The 16,821-nt window shown below is 62.5% G+C and carries 19 protein-coding genes; 15 read left to right on the forward strand and 4 right to left on the reverse strand.

Annotated features, from left to right (window positions below; translation table 11 throughout):
* Positions 1 to 92 precede the first annotated feature (92 nt).
* The 8 genes from bcp to LDN82_RS19060 all read left to right on the forward strand — a co-directional run bounded on the left by bcp (position 93) and on the right by LDN82_RS19060 (position 6,901).
* Positions 93 to 560 carry a thioredoxin-dependent thiol peroxidase gene (gene bcp, locus LDN82_RS19025; protein WP_224165431.1) on the forward strand — a complete coding sequence of 156 codons (468 nt, stop codon included), beginning with the start codon at positions 93 to 95 and terminating at the stop codon, positions 558 to 560.
* A gap of 146 nt (positions 561 to 706) precedes the next feature.
* Complete coding sequence (locus LDN82_RS19030) at positions 707 to 1,858, forward strand: SpoIIE family protein phosphatase (RefSeq protein ID WP_224165432.1); 1,152 nt, start codon at positions 707 to 709, stop codon at positions 1,856 to 1,858.
* 34 nt (positions 1,859 to 1,892) lie between these two features.
* Positions 1,893 to 3,881 carry a glycosyltransferase family 2 protein gene (locus tag LDN82_RS19035; RefSeq protein ID WP_224165433.1) on the forward strand — a complete coding sequence of 663 codons (1,989 nt, stop codon included), beginning with the start codon at positions 1,893 to 1,895 and terminating at the stop codon, positions 3,879 to 3,881.
* A complete protein-coding gene (locus tag LDN82_RS19040) occupies positions 3,871 to 4,203 on the forward strand; it encodes an STAS domain-containing protein (RefSeq protein ID WP_224089065.1) in 333 nt (110 codons plus the stop codon). Before LDN82_RS19035 ends, LDN82_RS19040 begins: the two co-directional genes overlap by 11 nt.
* Entirely contained in the window at positions 4,196 to 4,615 is a 420-nt protein-coding gene (locus tag LDN82_RS19045; RefSeq protein ID WP_224165434.1) for an ATP-binding protein, read from the forward strand. The genes LDN82_RS19040 and LDN82_RS19045 overlap by 8 nt, the downstream gene beginning before the upstream one ends.
* 286 nt (positions 4,616 to 4,901) lie before the next feature.
* Positions 4,902 to 5,456 carry a hypothetical protein gene (locus tag LDN82_RS19050; RefSeq protein ID WP_224165435.1) on the forward strand — a complete coding sequence of 185 codons (555 nt, stop codon included), beginning with the start codon at positions 4,902 to 4,904 and terminating at the stop codon, positions 5,454 to 5,456.
* 84 nt (positions 5,457 to 5,540) lie between these two features.
* On the forward strand, positions 5,541 to 6,620 hold the full coding sequence (locus LDN82_RS19055; protein WP_224165436.1) for a C2 family cysteine protease: 1,080 nt from the start codon (positions 5,541 to 5,543) through the stop codon (positions 6,618 to 6,620).
* A gap of 8 nt (positions 6,621 to 6,628) precedes the next feature.
* Entirely contained in the window at positions 6,629 to 6,901 is a 273-nt protein-coding gene (locus LDN82_RS19060) for a hypothetical protein (protein ID WP_224165437.1), read from the forward strand.
* Between the two features lie 118 nt (positions 6,902 to 7,019).
* Here the strand turns inward: LDN82_RS19060 and LDN82_RS19065 are convergent, their stop codons facing one another.
* On the reverse strand, positions 7,020 to 8,114 hold the full coding sequence (locus LDN82_RS19065; RefSeq protein ID WP_224165438.1) for an alanine--glyoxylate aminotransferase family protein: 1,095 nt from the start codon (positions 8,112 to 8,114) through the stop codon (positions 7,020 to 7,022).
* 133 nt (positions 8,115 to 8,247) lie between these two features.
* Between LDN82_RS19065 and LDN82_RS19070 the strand changes: the two genes are divergently transcribed.
* From LDN82_RS19070 to purM, 6 genes are all read left to right on the forward strand, one after another.
* Positions 8,248 to 9,078, forward strand: coding sequence for a phosphatase PAP2 family protein (locus LDN82_RS19070; protein WP_224165439.1), 831 nt, complete (start codon positions 8,248 to 8,250; stop codon positions 9,076 to 9,078).
* Between the two features lie 155 nt (positions 9,079 to 9,233).
* The gene (gene uraD / locus LDN82_RS19075; protein ID WP_224165440.1) at positions 9,234 to 9,743 is read left to right on the forward strand and encodes a 2-oxo-4-hydroxy-4-carboxy-5-ureidoimidazoline decarboxylase; all 510 of its coding nucleotides are present in this window, start codon (positions 9,234 to 9,236) and stop codon (positions 9,741 to 9,743) included.
* Positions 9,740 to 10,081: a hydroxyisourate hydrolase gene (gene uraH / locus LDN82_RS19080; RefSeq protein WP_224089084.1), complete on the forward strand. Its 342-nt coding sequence runs from the start codon at positions 9,740 to 9,742 to the stop codon at positions 10,079 to 10,081. Before uraD ends, uraH begins: the two co-directional genes overlap by 4 nt.
* 90 nt (positions 10,082 to 10,171) lie before the next feature.
* Positions 10,172 to 10,516 (forward strand): hypothetical protein, encoded by a 345-nt coding sequence (locus LDN82_RS19085; RefSeq protein ID WP_224165441.1) that lies wholly within the window; start codon positions 10,172 to 10,174, stop codon positions 10,514 to 10,516.
* A 134-nt stretch (positions 10,517 to 10,650) separates the two neighbouring features.
* Positions 10,651 to 12,276 (forward strand): amidophosphoribosyltransferase, encoded by a 1,626-nt coding sequence (gene purF, locus LDN82_RS19090; RefSeq protein WP_224089088.1) that lies wholly within the window; start codon positions 10,651 to 10,653, stop codon positions 12,274 to 12,276.
* A complete protein-coding gene (purM, locus tag LDN82_RS19095) occupies positions 12,273 to 13,430 on the forward strand; it encodes a phosphoribosylformylglycinamidine cyclo-ligase (RefSeq protein ID WP_224089090.1) in 1,158 nt (385 codons plus the stop codon). The genes purF and purM overlap by 4 nt, the downstream gene beginning before the upstream one ends.
* A gap of 131 nt (positions 13,431 to 13,561) precedes the next feature.
* On the opposite strand, the gene LDN82_RS19100 is transcribed toward purM, so the two are convergent.
* The 3 genes from LDN82_RS19100 to LDN82_RS19110 all read right to left on the reverse strand — a co-directional run bounded on the left by LDN82_RS19100 (position 13,562) and on the right by LDN82_RS19110 (position 15,685).
* The gene (locus LDN82_RS19100; protein WP_224165442.1) at positions 13,562 to 14,332 is read right to left on the reverse strand and encodes a VOC family protein; all 771 of its coding nucleotides are present in this window, start codon (positions 14,330 to 14,332) and stop codon (positions 13,562 to 13,564) included.
* Entirely contained in the window at positions 14,329 to 15,111 is a 783-nt protein-coding gene (locus tag LDN82_RS19105) for a VOC family protein (RefSeq protein ID WP_224165443.1), read from the reverse strand. The genes LDN82_RS19100 and LDN82_RS19105 overlap by 4 nt, the downstream gene beginning before the upstream one ends.
* A 349-nt stretch (positions 15,112 to 15,460) precedes the next feature.
* Positions 15,461 to 15,685: a DUF3073 domain-containing protein gene (locus LDN82_RS19110; protein ID WP_024818182.1), complete on the reverse strand. Its 225-nt coding sequence runs from the start codon at positions 15,683 to 15,685 to the stop codon at positions 15,461 to 15,463.
* A gap of 243 nt (positions 15,686 to 15,928) precedes the next feature.
* Between LDN82_RS19110 and LDN82_RS19115 the strand changes: the two genes are divergently transcribed.
* The gene (locus LDN82_RS19115; RefSeq protein ID WP_224165444.1) at positions 15,929 to 16,816 is read left to right on the forward strand and encodes a hypothetical protein; all 888 of its coding nucleotides are present in this window, start codon (positions 15,929 to 15,931) and stop codon (positions 16,814 to 16,816) included.
* The last annotated feature ends 5 nt before the right edge of the window (positions 16,817 to 16,821 follow it).

The raw sequence follows: 16,821 nt of genomic DNA on the forward strand, positions 1-16,821 counted from the left end.
GTTGTAAAAGATCAATGCACCGCAATTCTCGAATGACCGCTGTTGTTTTAAATGCATGCCGGCTGCAAGCCGGTGAAACGTAAAGGATCGCCATGACCCAGAAACTCCTCGTCGGAACGCAAGCACCTGACTTCGCGCTGCTCGACGCCGACGGCACCAAGGTCTCGCTGTCCGATTACCGCGGACGCAACGTCATTGTGTACTTCTACCCCAAGGCAGCCACCCCCGGCTGCACCACCGAGGCCTGCGATTTCCGCGACAACCTCGCAAGCCTGCAGGGCAACGGCTACGACGTCATCGGGATCTCCCCGGACGGCCCCGAGGCCCTCGCAAAGTTCACTGGCGAATTTGCGCTGACCTTCCCGCTGCTCTCCGATGAGGACCACTCCGTGGCCCTTGCCTACGGCGCCTGGGGCGAGAAGCTGGTTGACGGCGAAATCGTCGAGGGCCTGGTCCGCTCCACTGTTGTGCTCGACGGCGAAGGCACCGTCAAGCACACCCAGTACCAGGTTTCCGCCCAGGGCCACGTCCAGGCCCTGAAGGAAGAGCTGGGCGTCTAACCCTCTCGCACATCCTGCGGCTTTAGGGCAATCCCTCTCGCACATAACTGCACAAATTTTGTAACGCCCGCCCACTATTGTGAGCGGGCGTTACACGTACCTTTACTAAACGTGACAAAAGCTCCGCGGCAGTAGTTAATGGAGCCATGGTCTCAACCGCGTCCCCACGCCATGCTGTAGTCATCGAAGATGACGCCGACATCCGTGGCCTCCTCGTTCTGGTCCTTGAGCAGCTCGATTTCGTGGTGACCGAAGCGCCCGACGGTCTTTCCGGCGTCGAGGCTGTCCGTAATACCAATGCCGAACTGGTGACGCTGGACATCAACCTCCCGGACATCGATGGCATGGAAGTTTGCCGGCGCCTCCGGGAATTCTCGGACGCTTACATCATGATGCTCACGGCCCGTGCCGACGAGGTTGACCGGCTCACCGGTTTGGACACCGGCGCGGACGATTACATTAACAAACCGTTCAGCCCCAAGGAACTGCAGGCCCGCATCCGGGCGCTGTTCCGCAGGGCACGGACGCCCGCGGAGGACACCCGCCAGACTGACGAACTCGCCCGCGCTGCGGTTGTGCAGACAAGCCTCCTCCCGCAGGAAACGGTGCGGCTGAACGATTACGACGTCGCTGGCGCCTTCCGCCCATCGCGCAGCGTGGGTGGGGACTTCTACGACTGGTACCAGACCAGCGACGGCATGCACCTGACGTTCGCCGACGCCATGGGCAAAGGCATGGGCGCGGCCTTGATAGCGGCCACCGTCCGCGCCGTCATGAGGTCCGTGGCGGATACCCCGGCAATTGCTGACGCCTTCGGCTCCGCCAGCGCCACGCTGACCTCCGACCTGGACCAGTCAGGGTCCTTCGTGACCATGTTCCATGCGCGCCTGGACAGTGCCTCGGGCAGGCTCAGCTATGTCGACGCCGGTCATGGACTTGGGCTGCACGTCCCGGCCGAGGGGGCAGCACGGAGGTTGGTTTCCGCGGGGCCACCCGTCGGGATTATGGACGGACAGCAATGGCCGGCCGCGGAACTGCAATTGGAGCCCGGCGATTCGCTGGTGATCGTCAGCGATGGCGTACTCGACGCGCACGAATCCCTTGAAGAGTTTGTGAGGAACGTAGAGAAGGCGGCGCGGAGCGGGGGCACCTCGGAAGACGTCTGCGCTGCCCTGCTTGAGCTGGCACCGGCGGACACAGCGGAAGATGACGTGACCGCCGTCGTGGTTCACCGACGGCGTGGGGTTCACCCAACACTCGATGCAGGGCTGGAACGCAACCACAGCGGAGTTGCTTAGATCATCCGGTACTAGCCACGAAAAAAGGGGGAACGTGACGCGATTCTGGACTCGGCTTTGTGTTGTCCTAACGGTCATTCTGGGCGTGAACTACGTGGCGTGGCGCTGGCTGGCTTCGCTGAACTGGGAAGCGTGGTGGATCGCTGTTCCGTTGGTGATTGCCGAGACCTACAGCCTCATTGACGTCATGCTCTTCGGCATGACGGTGTGGAACCTGAAGATCCGCAAGCCACCGCCCGCGGCACCGGACACTGCTACGGTGGACGTTTTCATCACCACGTACAACGAACCCCTGGACCTGGTCATGACGACGGCCCTCGCCGCCAAGGACATCCGCTGGCCGCACAGTACCTGGATCCTGGACGACGGCGACCGCCCTGAGATGCGCGAGCTCGCCGAGTCGAACGGAATCGGCTACGTGACCCGCGGTGCCGATTGGACACCGGACATGCCGCGGCACGCCAAAGCCGGGAACCTGAACAATGCGCTCATGATTACATCGGGCGAGTACCTGTTGATTCTCGACGCCGACCAGATCCCCGAGCCGGACATCCTGGACAAGACATTGGGCTACTTCAACGATGACCGTGTGGCGTTGGTCCAAACGCCCCAGTACTTCGTCAACGTTCCCGCCGACGATCCTCTGGGCAGCCAGGCTCCCCTCTTCTATGGGCCAATCCAGCAAGGCAAGGACGGCTGGAACGCGGCGTTCTTCTGCGGCTCCAACGCCATCCTGCGTAGGGAAGCCCTCATGCAGCTTGGTTTGGTGGGCTACGTCAAGGCCACCGAGAAGAGTGTGCGCCGTGCTCTGGCTGCGTCCCGCACCGCTATTAAGAAGGCCCGGCGATCGCCCGAGGCTGAAAACCCGCTGGTCGAGCAAATGTTGAACGAGGTGGAAGCCGCAACCGAAAACGCCCAGCAGGAGCTCGAAGCCGGGGCTTCCCTGAGCGAGATCACGTACCGTGTGCGCCGCAAAGTGGACGACGCCGTGCGCACGCTCGTGGCCGCCGACTTCTCAGCGCTCCAATCCGACCTCGAAGAAATCGCCGCCATGGAACTGGCCCACGTCGGCGAGTCTGGTGTCACAACAGTGGCGAGTGACGCCGTCGACCGGATGTCCGGACGCGACTGGTCACCGCTGGGCGCCCTCGAATCGGTCCATGCAGTCCTGGATGCCATTTCCGTGGAACGAACCGGCGAAGCCCAGCCGATCATGCCCTTGGCCACGATCTCCGTCACCGAAGACATGGCTACCGCGATGCGCCTGCACGCCCTCGGCTGGAAGAGCGTCTACCACCACGAAGTCCTGGCGAACGGGCTGGCTCCCGAGGACATCAAGACCATGCTGACCCAACGCCTTCGCTGGGCCCAAGGCACCATGCAGGTCCTCCTGCGCGAGAACCCTCTGGTCCAACGCCGCCTCACCTGGGGCCAGCGGCTCATGTACTTCTCCACCATGTGGAGCTACCTGAGCGGCTTCGCGGCCGTCGTCTACTTTGCGGCCCCGATCATTTATCTGACGCTCGGCATCCTTCCGGTGACCAGCCTGAGCTTCGACTTCTTCATCCGTTTCATCCCGTTCATGGTGGTAAACCAGATGCTGTTCGTCATCGCCGGGCATGGGATCCCCACCTGGCGCGGGCAGCAGTACAGCCTCGCTCTGTTCCCCACGTGGATCAAGGCCTGCACGACGGCGGCACGCAACGTCTGGTTCGGGCGTCCCCTCGGATTCGCCGTCACCCCCAAGGCCAGACAGAGTGGCGGCCCCAGTTGGAGCCTGATTCGTCCACAGATCATCGTTGCTGCATTGCTTGCCCTTGCACTGGTTGTTGGGCTTGCCCGGCTTCTTTCTGGCCTGTCGGAGCCCCTCGGAACCCTGGTGAATGTAGCGTGGGTAGCCTTCGACCTTGTGGTCCTGAGCGTCCTGGTCAAGGCAGTTTTGTACAAGGGCTTTGTCCCTGAGGAATTGGCGGGTCCGGAAGGTCCTGGACGCCCCGAAGAGAGGAATGCTGATGCAGTTTAGCTACGAGGTCAAAGACTCCTACGCGGAGGTGAAGAGCGTCGGCCGGTTGAACATGGTGGCCGCTCCGAAGCTGCGGGAACTAGTGGCAGAGGTTGTGGCTGGTGGATCCAGCCGCGTTGTAGTGAACCTTGCAGAAACGGACTTCATGGATTCCTCCGGCCTCGGAGCCCTCATCGGTTGCCTCAAAGCGGCCCGACAGGCAGGTGGCGATTTGCGGATCTCCGGCGTGCAGCCCCAGGTCAAAATGGTGCTGGAACTTACCAACATGGACCGCGTTCTGACCGCGTACTCCTCAGCCGAGGAGGCGTTCGGAAATGACTGAGGTCATCGCACGCAGGGGCTACCACGGGCCGTCCAACGAGGAAGCAATCGATGCCATCCACGGCGAAATTGATGCCTTGTGGGACGACGCCTCCTTCGTCCCTGACATGGACCGGATGACCTTCACCACCGCAGTCATTGAAGCCGCCGCCAACATCGTGCAACACGCCCTTCCCGTGGGCGAGAAGCCCGTGGAGATCGGTGTGGATATCAGCGTCCGGCCCACCCGCCTGGTGGCCAGGGTCAGTGCGTTCAACGCCCGCGAGCCCTTCGCTGAAGACATGCAGTCCGACATGCCGGACGAGGACGCAGAATCCGGGCGGGGCCTTGCGCTCATCGAGGCCTTGGTGACAACCGTGACCTTCGAACGCCAGGACGGCACCAACACGTGGATCCTGACCCGCAACACCTGATCCTCGCTCACATCCAACGCCTTTTCGGGCGATCCTCACTCACATCCAACGCCTTTTCCGGCGATCCTCGCTCACATCCCACGCCTTTTCGGGCGATCCTCGCTCACATCCCACCGGTTTCCGGGCGATCCTCGCTCACATCCCACGCCTTTTCGGGCGATCCTCGCTCACATCCCACGACCCTGGGTCGCGGGGTGTGGTGTTCTGCCCATCGCCAGACATGACGCAACTGTGAAAGCATTCCGTGAGGCCCGGCGTCGAGGGCTTGATGAAACTGGGGGATGACATGGACCGCCGAAAGGGCCGCACTGCACGGAAAGTACTGGCAGGTGCTCTGATACTTGGGGCGGCAATCATGGTGGGCTGCTCCGCTCCTGACGGCCCCCATACCGAACCCAGCAGTCCCCCTCCGGTGACTGCCGAGCCTGCCCCGGTTGCAGAGAGCTTCACAAAGTACGACGCCCTGCGCAGGGATCTGATCGCGGCATTGGAGAAGACGATGCCGGCAATCACCTGGGCTGTGGACAAGCCTGCCACCATGGCTCTGGCGAGCGACGGCCGGTGCATATTTCACCCGGCGAGCATGAAGAGCAGTGCAGATATTGTGGAGCCATCCAAGAATTTTGAAGCCGTCTTCGCTACGGCCGATCCCATCCTTAAGCGGCACGAATTCCCCGCCTTCGATGGAATTGATGCAGTTCCCGGCGGATGGACAGTAACCCGCAGCACGGACGGAACCGGTGCCACAGTAATCCTTGAGTCCAAAAACCCGGCATATCTGCGCATGAACGTTCCCGTGGATTCCAAGACCTGCGACCCCACGGAGCTTCCGGCGAGCTAAGGGGAAGTTCTACCCATCGCCATGAGCAGCTCCTCACAGATAACTTGGCTTAGGCTTCAGCGTCAAACATAGGGGGACAGACAGATGCCGGGATTCTACGGTGCTGACGTTGATCAACTTCGGGCGCTCGCCAAGACAATGTCCCGGCATTCGGACAAAATGAGCACGCTTTCGCTGGAATTGGGCCAGCTCATATCCAGCGCGCCGTGGGAGGGCCGCGACGCAGTGATGTTCCGGGCGGCTTGGGAGTCGGAGCACCGCCCCATGCTGAAGCTGATTTCCGGCGAGTTGCAAAGCCAGGCCAACGAACTGAGCCGCAATGCAGACGAGCAGGACAAGACCAGTTCGGAAGGCAGCCGTAGCGGTGACGCAGGCAAACAGGATTCAAATCCTCCCGGCGATCCGGGGCCGTTGGATCCTGATACCTCGGATGTAGATGTTCCAGGCGACGTCCGTAAAGATCCCGATGCGGGCGATCCGAGCGATATCCACCAAGGGCAAATCGGCGACTGCTGGCTCTTGGCGGGCATAGGCTCTGTGGCACAGACGTTGGAGCGCGAAGGCAAACTCGACGAGTTCCTTGCCTCCCACATGCGTCCCGTGGGAGACCCTCCAACGCATTGGGTTGTGACTCTGTACGAAGACGGGGAACCCGTCGAAGTGACGGTGGAGGCCAAGTCCACTGGAGGTGGAGTCCGGGGCGCCGACGGCCAGCCGAACTGGCTTTCCATTTATGAACGTGCTGCGGCCGAGCACCGTGGCGGTTCATACGATGACATTGATGGCGGGTTCAGCAACGATGCAATGGAGCTCATGACGGGACAGTCCGCGGATAAGGACGGCGAACTGGACCTCGACGAGATCGAAGACAAACTAGCTGACGGTCAGGCGGTCTCGGTTGGCACCCAAGACGTCAAGGACGACGACTTTGACTGGTTCTGGGAGCCGGACGAGGTCAGCCGCACGGATGTCGTCCCCAACCACGCCTACATAGTGGTGGACGTAAAGACCAACGACGACGGCGAGAAAGTTGTGGTTCTGGCCAACCCGTGGGGCCCGGCCGGAGGCAAGCTGGACGGCGAGCCGAAGGCCGGCACCCTGGAACTGACCGAGGATGAGTACAAGGAAAACTTTGACTCCGTGTACTCCGTGGGCGTGAAGTAAGGATGACCGTGGAACAGCTGGTTACAGTCAAGCAAGGCATGCAGCCCACGTTTGACGGCGTCAGGGTGGGGGTTGTGAAGATCGGAATTGCCGACGGTGCTCCCGCCATCCAGTTCTGGATCCGCACCGCCGAACAGGAACGAAAGCAGGCTTTCCGCGCAGGTCAGTCGGTCGCCCTTCCGGGGGCTGGCCTCTTGACAATCGCTTCGATCCAGCCCGCCGATGGCACCACCCCGGCTTCGGCGACTCTGGCGTACGACGCCGGTCACGTCACCGAGTGATCGTCGGCGCCGGCATGATGTGAGAGAACATCCGGCGAAACCGGTCAGGAAGTGAGAGAACATCGGAAGTACGGATGCTCGCTCACATCCAACGGGTTTTCGTGGGATGCTCGCTCACTTACGCCTTGTCGATGGCCTCTTTCAGTGCGCCCAGAACCAAGGTCACCGAGGCGATGTTTGCGTTGGGCCCCATCATTCCGATGCGCCAGACAGTATCCGCGAACTCGCCCACGCCCGAACCGATCTCCATACTGAAGTTCTCGAGGAGGTAAGCACGGACGGCAGCCGAGTTGACGCCGTCGGGTACCTTCACGGTGGTGAGGCTCGGCAGCCGTGCGCCTTCAGCGGCAAACAGCTCAAGTCCCATGTCCTCCAGGCCACTCTGCAGCGCAGCGCCGGCAGCGCGGTGGCGGGCTTGTACGACGTCGAGCCCCTCGGCGAGGATGCGGTCCAGCGCGGCTTCGAGGCCGGCGATCATGGTGACCGGCGCGGTGTGGTGGTACGTGCGGGCACCACTCGCCGCCCCTACGTAGCCACCGAGCAAGCCGATATCCAGGTACCACGAGCGCGGATCCTTGATACGCCGCTCAAAGGCCCGGTCCGAGACCGTGAACGGCGAAAGCCCTGGTGGCACGCCCAGGCACTTTTGAGTCCCGGCATATCCGACGTCGATCCCCCAGTCGTCTGCCCGAAGTTCGAGTCCGCCGATGGACGTCACGGCGTCGGTGATCAACAGGGCGTCGCCCTTGCCTGCGCCCAGCGCAGCGATGTCGGAGAGAACGCCGACGGAAGTCTCGGCGTGAACGGCGGCGATCACCTTGGGATGTGGGTGTGCCGCGAGCACGCGGTCAGCATCAACGGGCTGGCCCCACTCATGGTCAACACGGACGACAGTTGCGCCGCACCGCCGGGCGACCTCGCACATGCGTGCTCCGAAGAGTCCGTTGACAGCGATCACTGCCACGTCGCCGTCGGAGACGGTGTTCACGAATGCTGCCTCCATGCCGCCTGAACCTGTGGCGCTCAGCGGGAGCGTGCGCGCATTCGAAGTACCCCAGACGGCCCGCAGCCCCTCGCACGTCCGGTCCAGGCGTTCGATGAAGACGGGATCCAAATGCCCGAGCACCGGGTAGGCCAGCGCGGCCATGGCCTCGGGGTAGCAGTTGCTCGGGCCGGGACCGAACAGGAACCTGGACGTCAATATGTCTGGCATGTGCGAACTCCTTCAGCTGGTTCTCGTCATTCTGCCCCAGCGTGCGGTGCGGGGCGAGCCACATCGGCTGCCCCAAGCCCAAACTGCTAAGGTTACTCACCACTACGGAGGCCGCCACGGTGAGGGGACAAGGGTGACGACTGAAGGAAAAGAGCAACCGGAGCAGGGCGTCCGCGGCGAGGTCAGCCAGGACCGGTTCGTCGCAGGGCAGGACCTCACACGGTGGAAATCCCCGGTAGGCCGCGTCCTGGCGGGAGCTGCACAGTGGATCACCACACTGCTGGGCCCGTATGCGGCGCTGATCATCACGTTGGCCGTGGGACTTGTCATTGCCGTGTCCCTCGCTGTGGCTTTTGGTGAGGTTTACGAGTCGGTCACTGAAGCCGACGGGGTTGCGGGCCTTGACCATCCGGTCCTTGACGCCGCCAGGTCCGTTCGCTCCCCCGCGCTGGATCTCGCCGTCACTGCATACACGAATGTTGGCGGCACGGTTGGCATGCCCATTATCGCGGTGGGGATCATGATCGCCTTGGCCACGAAGCGTCGCTCCTGGACTCCTGTCATCCTGATGTTGACGGCGGGCTTGGGCTCACTCCTCATGACTGTCCTGGGCAAGCCTCTGTTTGGCCGCACCCGCCCTGACCTCGCGGACGCAATTCCGCCGTACGAGCAATCGCCGTCGTTTCCCAGCGGCCACTCCCTGAATTCAATCGTGATCGCAGGAATCGTGGCTTACTTGATCATTCTTCGCCTCAAAACGGCAAAGGCCAGAATCATCACGGTGGTGGTGGCATCGGCGTTTGCCGCAACCATGGGCTTGAGTCGTGTCTACCTCGGGCACCACTGGCTCACTGATGTTCTGGCCGCTTGGATTCTCGGGATAGCCTGGCTTGCCTTAGTCATTACGGCGCACCGCCTCTACCTGACTGTGAGAACGCGGCGCTCCGGCGCGGTACTCTCTTGACACCAGCCTAAGTGCTCGGCTTAACTATTTACGTATGCTGAAATAACAGTTCCATGATGCGGAATCAATAGAAGCAAGCTTCCTCCTGCCGGAAAGCAGGAGTTCCGCATAGCCCACACCATGGATGCCAGCATTTGCACGAGGATGACACAAGCATGGAGCTTGCAGTATTCAACAGTGTTGACCGGGACGAGGCCATCAGGACCCTGACCCCTTGCCTGGATATCAGCCGCTGGGTTGAGGACGTCGCGGACGCCCGACCCTTCACGAGCGTCGACGAACTGCTGGGGCAGGCCCGCCAAGCTGCCGAGCCGTTCACGCCGGAAGAGGTGGAGTCCGCACTGGCCCACCACCCCCGGATCGGCGAGCGGCCCAAGGCCCAAACCACCGAAGCGGCCATGTCCCGTTCGGAACAGTCCGGAGTGGACCCCAGCGACGACGGCACGGCCGCTGCCCTCGCAGAGGGAAACCGCGCCTACGAAGAGAAGTTCGGCAGGGTCTTCCTGATCCGCGCGGCAGGACGCAGCGCCGAGGAGATCCTCGGCTCCCTTCAGGAGCGGCTCACCCACACCCCCGAAGAAGAAGACGTAATCGTGGCTGGCCAGCTGCGCGAGATAGCATTGCTGCGACTCGCAGGCGTGATCAGCGAAGGAGAAAATTCATGACCGTTTCACAGGTAACTACGCACATCCTGGACACCGGTTCCGGACGCCCGGCGGCTGGGGTCGCCGTCGTACTTTACGTCCGCGAAGGCGATAGCTGGACCCTGGTCGCAAAGGGCGAGACCGACGCCGACGGCCGCATCAAGGATCTCGGTCCGGAGCGGATTCCCGGCGGCGCCTACCGTCTGAACTTCGCCACTGGCGATTACTACGAGGGCCTTGGCACGGAAACGTTCTTCCCGGAAGTGGACCTGAACTTCACGGTTTCGGACGCCGGTGAGCACTATCACGTGCCGCTGCTGCTAAGCCCGTTCGCGTTTTCGACGTACCGCGGCAGCTGACTCTGCCGAACTTGTGTACAAATAATGCCCCTACGGAGCAATCCGAGGGGCATTATCTGTACACAAACAGGGAACGGTAGGCTGGAAGGCATGGCTTCTGAGGACACCAACGCACCATCCGGAAATGGCACTGCCCGCCGCGAAATTACAGTTCGCCGGGCACCCAGGTTCGTTCCGTTCATGATCCTCGGTGCGATTGTGGGTGCAATCGCAGCCGCCTTCATCGCGTACGGCCGCCCCGCGGACCCCGCCTTCGACGCCAGCACCGTCTTCGGTTTCTTCCTGGTGGCCTGCGTTTCCGGCGGCGTCATCCTGTTCTCGATCCTCGCCCTGGTTCTGGACCGGATCAGCGTCAAGCGGACCAAGCGGGCAGTAGTGGAGGCCGTTCCGGATTCGGTTCCGGATGAGGGTCCAGAGTACGACGGCGGCCGCTAGGCAGCTGGCCCAGCGCACCTCTTTCAGGGGTGCCGCTGTGAGACACACCGCATTTTGGCCGAATCGGGCCTGTTCATGGGGTCACAAAGCCGGAGCGGGAACTTACCACGGCCACAACATGAGACAATCGACCAGTGGCACGTGGCGACGGAAAACTTTCTCATGATCTTCTCCCCGGCGAAAAAGGCCCTCAGGACGCTTGTGGCGTCTTTGGGGTCTGGGCTCCCGGTGAAGAAGTAGCAAAACTCACCTATTACGGGCTGTATGCGCTGCAGCACCGCGGACAAGAGTCGGCTGGTATTGCTACCAGTGACGGCAAGCGCATCAATGTCTATAAAGACATGGGCCTTGTGTCCCAGGTCTTCGATGAGACGACCCTGAACACCCTTACCGGACACCTGGCCGTTGGCCACTGCCGGTACTCCACCACTGGTGCAAGCCACTGGGCCAATGCGCAGCCCACCTTGGGCGCAACCGCGACCGGCACGGTTGCCCTGGCCCACAACGGCAACCTGACCAACACTGCTGAGCTCCGGGAAATGATCCTCGAGCGCAACGATGGCCAGTTGACCGGTGAAATGAAGCAGGGCAACACCTCTGACACTGCCCTCGTGACAGCCCTCCTTGAGGGTGAAGAGGGCAAGACCCTGGAGCAGACCGCACTGGAGCTGCTGCCCAAGATCAAGGGTGGCTTCTGCTTCGTCTTCATGGACGAAGGAACCCTCTACGCTGCCCGCGATACGTACGGCATCCGCCCGCTGTGTCTGGGACGGCTGGACCGCGGTTGGGTTGTCGCTTCCGAGCAGGCCGGCCTGGCTACCGTTGGTGCGAGCTTCATCCGTGAGATCGAGCCCGGCGAGTTCATTGCCATCGACGAGGACGGCGTCCGCTCCCAGCGCTTCGCCGAGGCAACGCCCGCCGGCTGTGTCTTCGAGTACGTCTACCTCGCCCGTCCGGACGCGGCCATCGCAGGCCGCTCCGTGTACGAAGCCCGTGTTGAGATGGGCCGCCAGCTGGCCCGGGAAAACACCCACGAGGCCGACATCGTCATTCCGGTCCCCGAATCCGGTACCCCGGCAGCAGTCGGTTACGCCGAGCAGTCGGGCATCCCTTTCGCGCACGGCTTCGTCAAGAACGCCTACGTTGGCCGCACGTTCATCCAGCCGTCGCAGACCCTGCGCCAGCTGGGCATCCGCCTCAAGCTCAACGCCCTTGAATCCGTGATCCGCGGCAAGCGTGTTGTTGTGGTGGATGACTCGATCGTCCGCGGCAACACGCAGCGGGCCATTGTGCGGATGCTCCGCGAAGCAGGTGCCGCGGCTGTCCACGTGAAGATTTCTTCTCCGCCGGTCCAGTGGCCCTGCTTCTACGGCATCGACTTCGCTTCCCGAGCGGAGCTGATTGCCAACGGCGCCACCATCGAGGAGATCTCCCAGGCAATCGGCGCCGACTCGCTGGCCTACATCTCCGAAGACGGCATGATCGGTGCAACCCAGCAGCCGCGCGAACGCCTCTGCACCGCGTGCTTCACTGGCCAGTACCCGATTGAGCTGCCGCATGCTGACAAGCTGGGCAAGAACCTGCTGGAGCGCACGGACCTCGGCGGATTGCCACCTGTTGCTGAGTCCCCCGCCGACTCCGAGGATCCGGCCGAAAAGCCCGGAGCTACGGGCTGCGATCCGGGCCCGGATGCTGAATTCGAGAACCTGCTGACCGACGCTGATCGTTTGACCGACGCCGACAAGAAAGAGTCTGTATGACCTCCGCAACCCCCGCCGCTGGAAGCACCCCGAATTCAACGGGCATCACCTACGCCTCCGCGGGTGTCGACGTCGAAGCGGGAGACCGCGCAGTCGAGCTCATGAAGGACGCCGTGAAGGCGACGCACAACACCTCGGTGATTGGCGGCGTCGGCGGCTTCGCAGGCCTGTACGACGTCTCGAAGCTGCTCACCTACAAGAAGCCGTTGCTGGCCACGTCCACTGACGGCGTGGGGACCAAGGTTGCTATTGCGCAGGCCATGGACATCCACGACACCATCGGTTTCGACCTCGTGGGCATGGTTGTGGACGACATCGTTGTGGTCGGCGCTGAGCCCCTCTACATGACCGACTACATTGCCTGCGGCAAGGTTGTCCCGGAGCGTATCGCAGACATCGTCCGTGGTATCGCAGCTGCTTGCTCTGTGGCCGGCACCGCCCTGGTTGGCGGCGAGACCGCTGAGCACCCGGGTCTGCTGGGTGAGCACGAATACGACGTCGCCGGTGCCGCTACCGGTGTTGTCGAAGCTGACGCTTTGCTCGGCCCGGACCGCGTCCGCGCCGGCGACGTCGTGATCGGTATGGCATCTTCCGGCCTCCACTCCAACGGCTACTCCCTGGTACGCCGCGTCATCAACCACGCCGGCTGGGCCCTGGACCGCCAGGTTTCCGAACTCGGCCGCACCCTTGGCGAGGAGCTGCTGGAGCCGACGCGCGTCTACGCAGCCGACTGCCTGGACCTCGCCCGCACGTTCCCCGTATCAGCCGGCGCAGCCGTCCACGGCTTCAGCCACGTCACCGGTGGTGGCCTCGCTGCCAACCTGGCGCGGGTCCTCCCGCAGGGCCTTGTCGCCACGGTTGACCGCAACACCTGGGAGCTGCCCGCTATCTTCAAGCTGGTTTCCGAGTTGGGCAACGTGCCCCTCGCCGACCTTGAGCGCACGCTGAACCTCGGCGTCGGCATGGTGGCCATCGTGTCCCCGGAAGCCGCTGACGCTGCCGTGGCACGCCTCAACGAGCGCGGCCTGCCGTCCTGGATCATGGGTACGGTTACTGCGGATTCCGACTCGATCGACAAGACCGGCCCGGACTACGTCCAGGGTGCCAAGGGTGTCGACGGCGGTGCCGTGCGTTTGGTGAACGCCTACGCCTAAGCGCGTTTCCTCTTAGTCAAAGAGCGGCCGGGCAGTTGATCTCAACTGCCCGGCCGCTCTTTGTTTTTGCTGCTTGTAGGTTCCTGACCTGTTTTGATCGTTCCGGAGTTTGCCCTCCGACGCCAGGATGGTCAGATCTGGATCAAGCTGAGAACGCCGCCTTGGGGATCCTGGATGGTAGCCAGAGATCCTGTTTCCGGCCTGTCTTCCGGCTCCACGAGCACCACCCCACCCGCAGCTAGCGCTGCTTCGGCGGCTTTACGAATATCCGCCACGCCGAAATAGATCTGCCAACCGGCTTCCTCGCCCTCTTCGGCAGGGACAACCCCCGCCACCTCATCGCCTTTCACTATCAGCGTGCTGTAGCTGCCGCCGTCGTCCTGCGGGTATTCGGTGACTTCATGCCCGAAAAGCTGCTGGAAAAACGCGATGGCTCCCTGCGGTTCCGGAGTCAGCAGCTCAGCCCAAGCCAGGGCGCCAGCTTCATTGAAAAGGTGGCTTCCAATGTGGGTACCCGCTTGCCAGATCCCTGTGGTTCCGCCGCCGGGCGCCTCGATGAAGGCCAGGACGCCGGTATCGGCCACCTGCTCCGGGCCGAACGCGAGCTTCCCACCAGCATGGACGGCGTCTTCCGCTATCTCCTCAGCGTCCGTTGCGGCGAGATAGATGTTCCACTGGCCATGCTTGCCGGCAGCCTCCTGCATGGGATTCTGCGGAGCGATAACCGCCACCAGGTCCTTGCCCACAAAGGCCTGAGCGTAGCTGCGGCCGTCAGGCGTAGGCAGATCCGTGAACGTCCAGTCGAACAACTTGCCGTAGAAGGCCTTGGCTGCGGAAACATCCGGGGTCTGCAGATCGGCCCAGCAGGGTTCACCACTTGAATAATGGGTCCGGGAAGTCATGCTGCGAGTCCTGTCATGATGCTGAACGCTGCGCCGGCGGGGTCCATGAGCACAGCCATACGCCCGATTCCTGGAACATCGAAAGCCGGAGCGATCACGTGAGCTCCAAGCTCAACAGCCTGCGCCACAGCCGCGTCCACGTCCTCGACGCCGAAGTACGTCATCCAGAAAGGCGAGAGTCCTTCAATCGGCAGCTTGAGGGCACCGGCAATCCTCTTTCCGTCCACCAGCAGGCTGGTGTACTCCTGAAGATCACCTGCGGGTGCAGTTTCGCTGCTGCATCCCGTCACGGCCTCGTAGAACTTCACGGCCTTGGGGACGTCGTCAGTCTGTAGTTCATTCCAGATCATGGTGCCCGGCTCATTGACCAAGCCGGACCCGGGGTGGGTTCCAGCTTCCCAGAAGCCGATCTGCGCGCCCGTGGGATCAATGGCGAAGAACATCCGTCCGCTGCCGTTCGGCACGTCGTCAGGCTCGAACAGGATGGACCCGCCGGCGGCCACAGCCCGCTGGGCCGCGTCATCCACGGAGTCCACGGCAATGTAGTTGGCCCAATAGGACGGCATTCCCTCTGGAGCATCCGGCATTTGCTGCATCATGCCCGCGACTTTGCGGCCATGGAGAGAGGCCATGTAGTAGGTCATGCCGTTACCGGCGTCCATGGGATCCAGCTCCCAGCCAAAGAGCCCGCTGTAAAACTTCTTGGAAACCTCAACGTCGGTGGAGGACAGGTCCACCCAACATGGTGTCCCCTGCTTGTACCTCTCGACCACCGGCATGCCGTTCCCTTTCCTAGCAACGCGGGGTCACTTACGGCCCATGTTGAGGCCTGGATTGGGCCCTAAGTGACCCCGCGTCGGAGTCCATGGGGACTACGCTATGGCGCTTCCGCTCCTTTCGCCAGACGTGCGCCTGGTTACCCGGGCAGCCGAACGGGTTCGGCTGCCCGATGGGAGCCACGGCAAGATCCAAATTCCCACACAAAAAAGAGGCCCGCAGGGTACGCCAATGAATGGCGTGGCCTGCGGGCCTCTTTCAGAGATATTCGGCATCCGGAGATGCGCGACGACCTTAATGTACGACGGCGGTACGCAAGTCAGTGCCACAGGCACCGATTATTTGCGACAGCTATCCGATACGGCGGGTGTCTACCTCGTCGTCATCGTCTTCCGCGTACTTGTCCTCATATGCCGAGTAGTCCGGCTCCGGGGGATCTTCGGGGAAGTGGCTTTTTACACGACTGGATGGGCCCGTGAGCTCACGCTCAAGTGCCGAATAGTCAGTGTTCGGGGAGTAGTACTTGATGTCCCGAGCCTGCTTGGTAGCTTTTGCCTTTTGACGGCCGCGCCCCATGGCGTGACCCCCTTTTGTACTTGGACCGGAGGTGGTCACCTTGGCTATCGGTGAGGCCCCGGAATGTTTGGTCAATTTGTCGTATGTCTAGATTACATGCTTTCAGGGGTGCCTGCGTGCCACCCTGGACCTGCGTCGGGTACAACTGCAGCCCAAACCGCTCCCCACCACCTCCAATACACCCAAAAATTGGGTAGAGTCTGCCTCAATGCGGCTCCAGAGCAGGAAGGCAGACTCCGGGATATGAGCGAGGACACCACCCCACCACGTGATGATTCAACGCGCGATAAAGGCGAGGCCGGGGTGCCACCTGCACCCAAGGTACCGCCCACGCCGCCGCAGGCCCCGGGACAGCAGCCGAAGCAACCTTTGGGAACACAGCCCGAGGCTTCAGGCCTGCAGCCGGACCCTGCGCCGGATCTGGACCCGGACTTCGTGCCTAATCCCAGCGACCAGCCCGATCCTGCGCTGCCGCCCGACTCCGGCCAGCCCGAGCACTCAGGCCAGGCAGAATATCCTGGCCAGCCACAGTACCCGGGCCAACCAGCCGGCCCCTACCAGCCGGGGGATCCTTACCAGCCCGGGGATCCCGCGCAGGAACCCACAAACACTCCACACGGGGACCCTGTAAAACGCCAGCGGTTTGTCATCGGCGCGATTGTGGTGGGCGTCCTGGTGCTTATCGGCGTCGTGATCTGGGTGCTGTTGAATCTGCTGGGGACGCGCCCGGAAGCTGTTGTCACCACACCGAGCCCGACCGCAAGCCTTGGCCCGCTACCGCGGGATACCGAAGCCAAGGATTTCCAGGTGGGTGATTGCTTTGCCGACTTCGATCCCAATGCCCCCAAGGCCAGGGCCGTTCCCTGTGACACGGAGCATTCAGCCCAACTAGGCGCCGTCCACATATATCCAGCGGATGATTCCTTCCCCGGCACCAATGCGCTGAAGGACAAGGGCCGCGAAGTCTGCGGCAACGTCAAGCTGAATCACGAGGTGGCCGATAAGTACGTGCTGCTTCAGCAGAACGTCTACCCGAGCACCACGAGTTGGGATCGGGGCGACCGCCGCGTTGATTGCTTCATCGTTGTGGATTCGGGCAACACCATCAAGGAAGACCTCCTCAGCAGATAGCGCCC

Origin of the sequence: Arthrobacter sp. StoSoilA2 (assembly GCF_019977195.1) — a bacterium.
Taxonomy (GTDB): Bacteria; Actinomycetota; Actinomycetes; order Actinomycetales; family Micrococcaceae; genus Arthrobacter.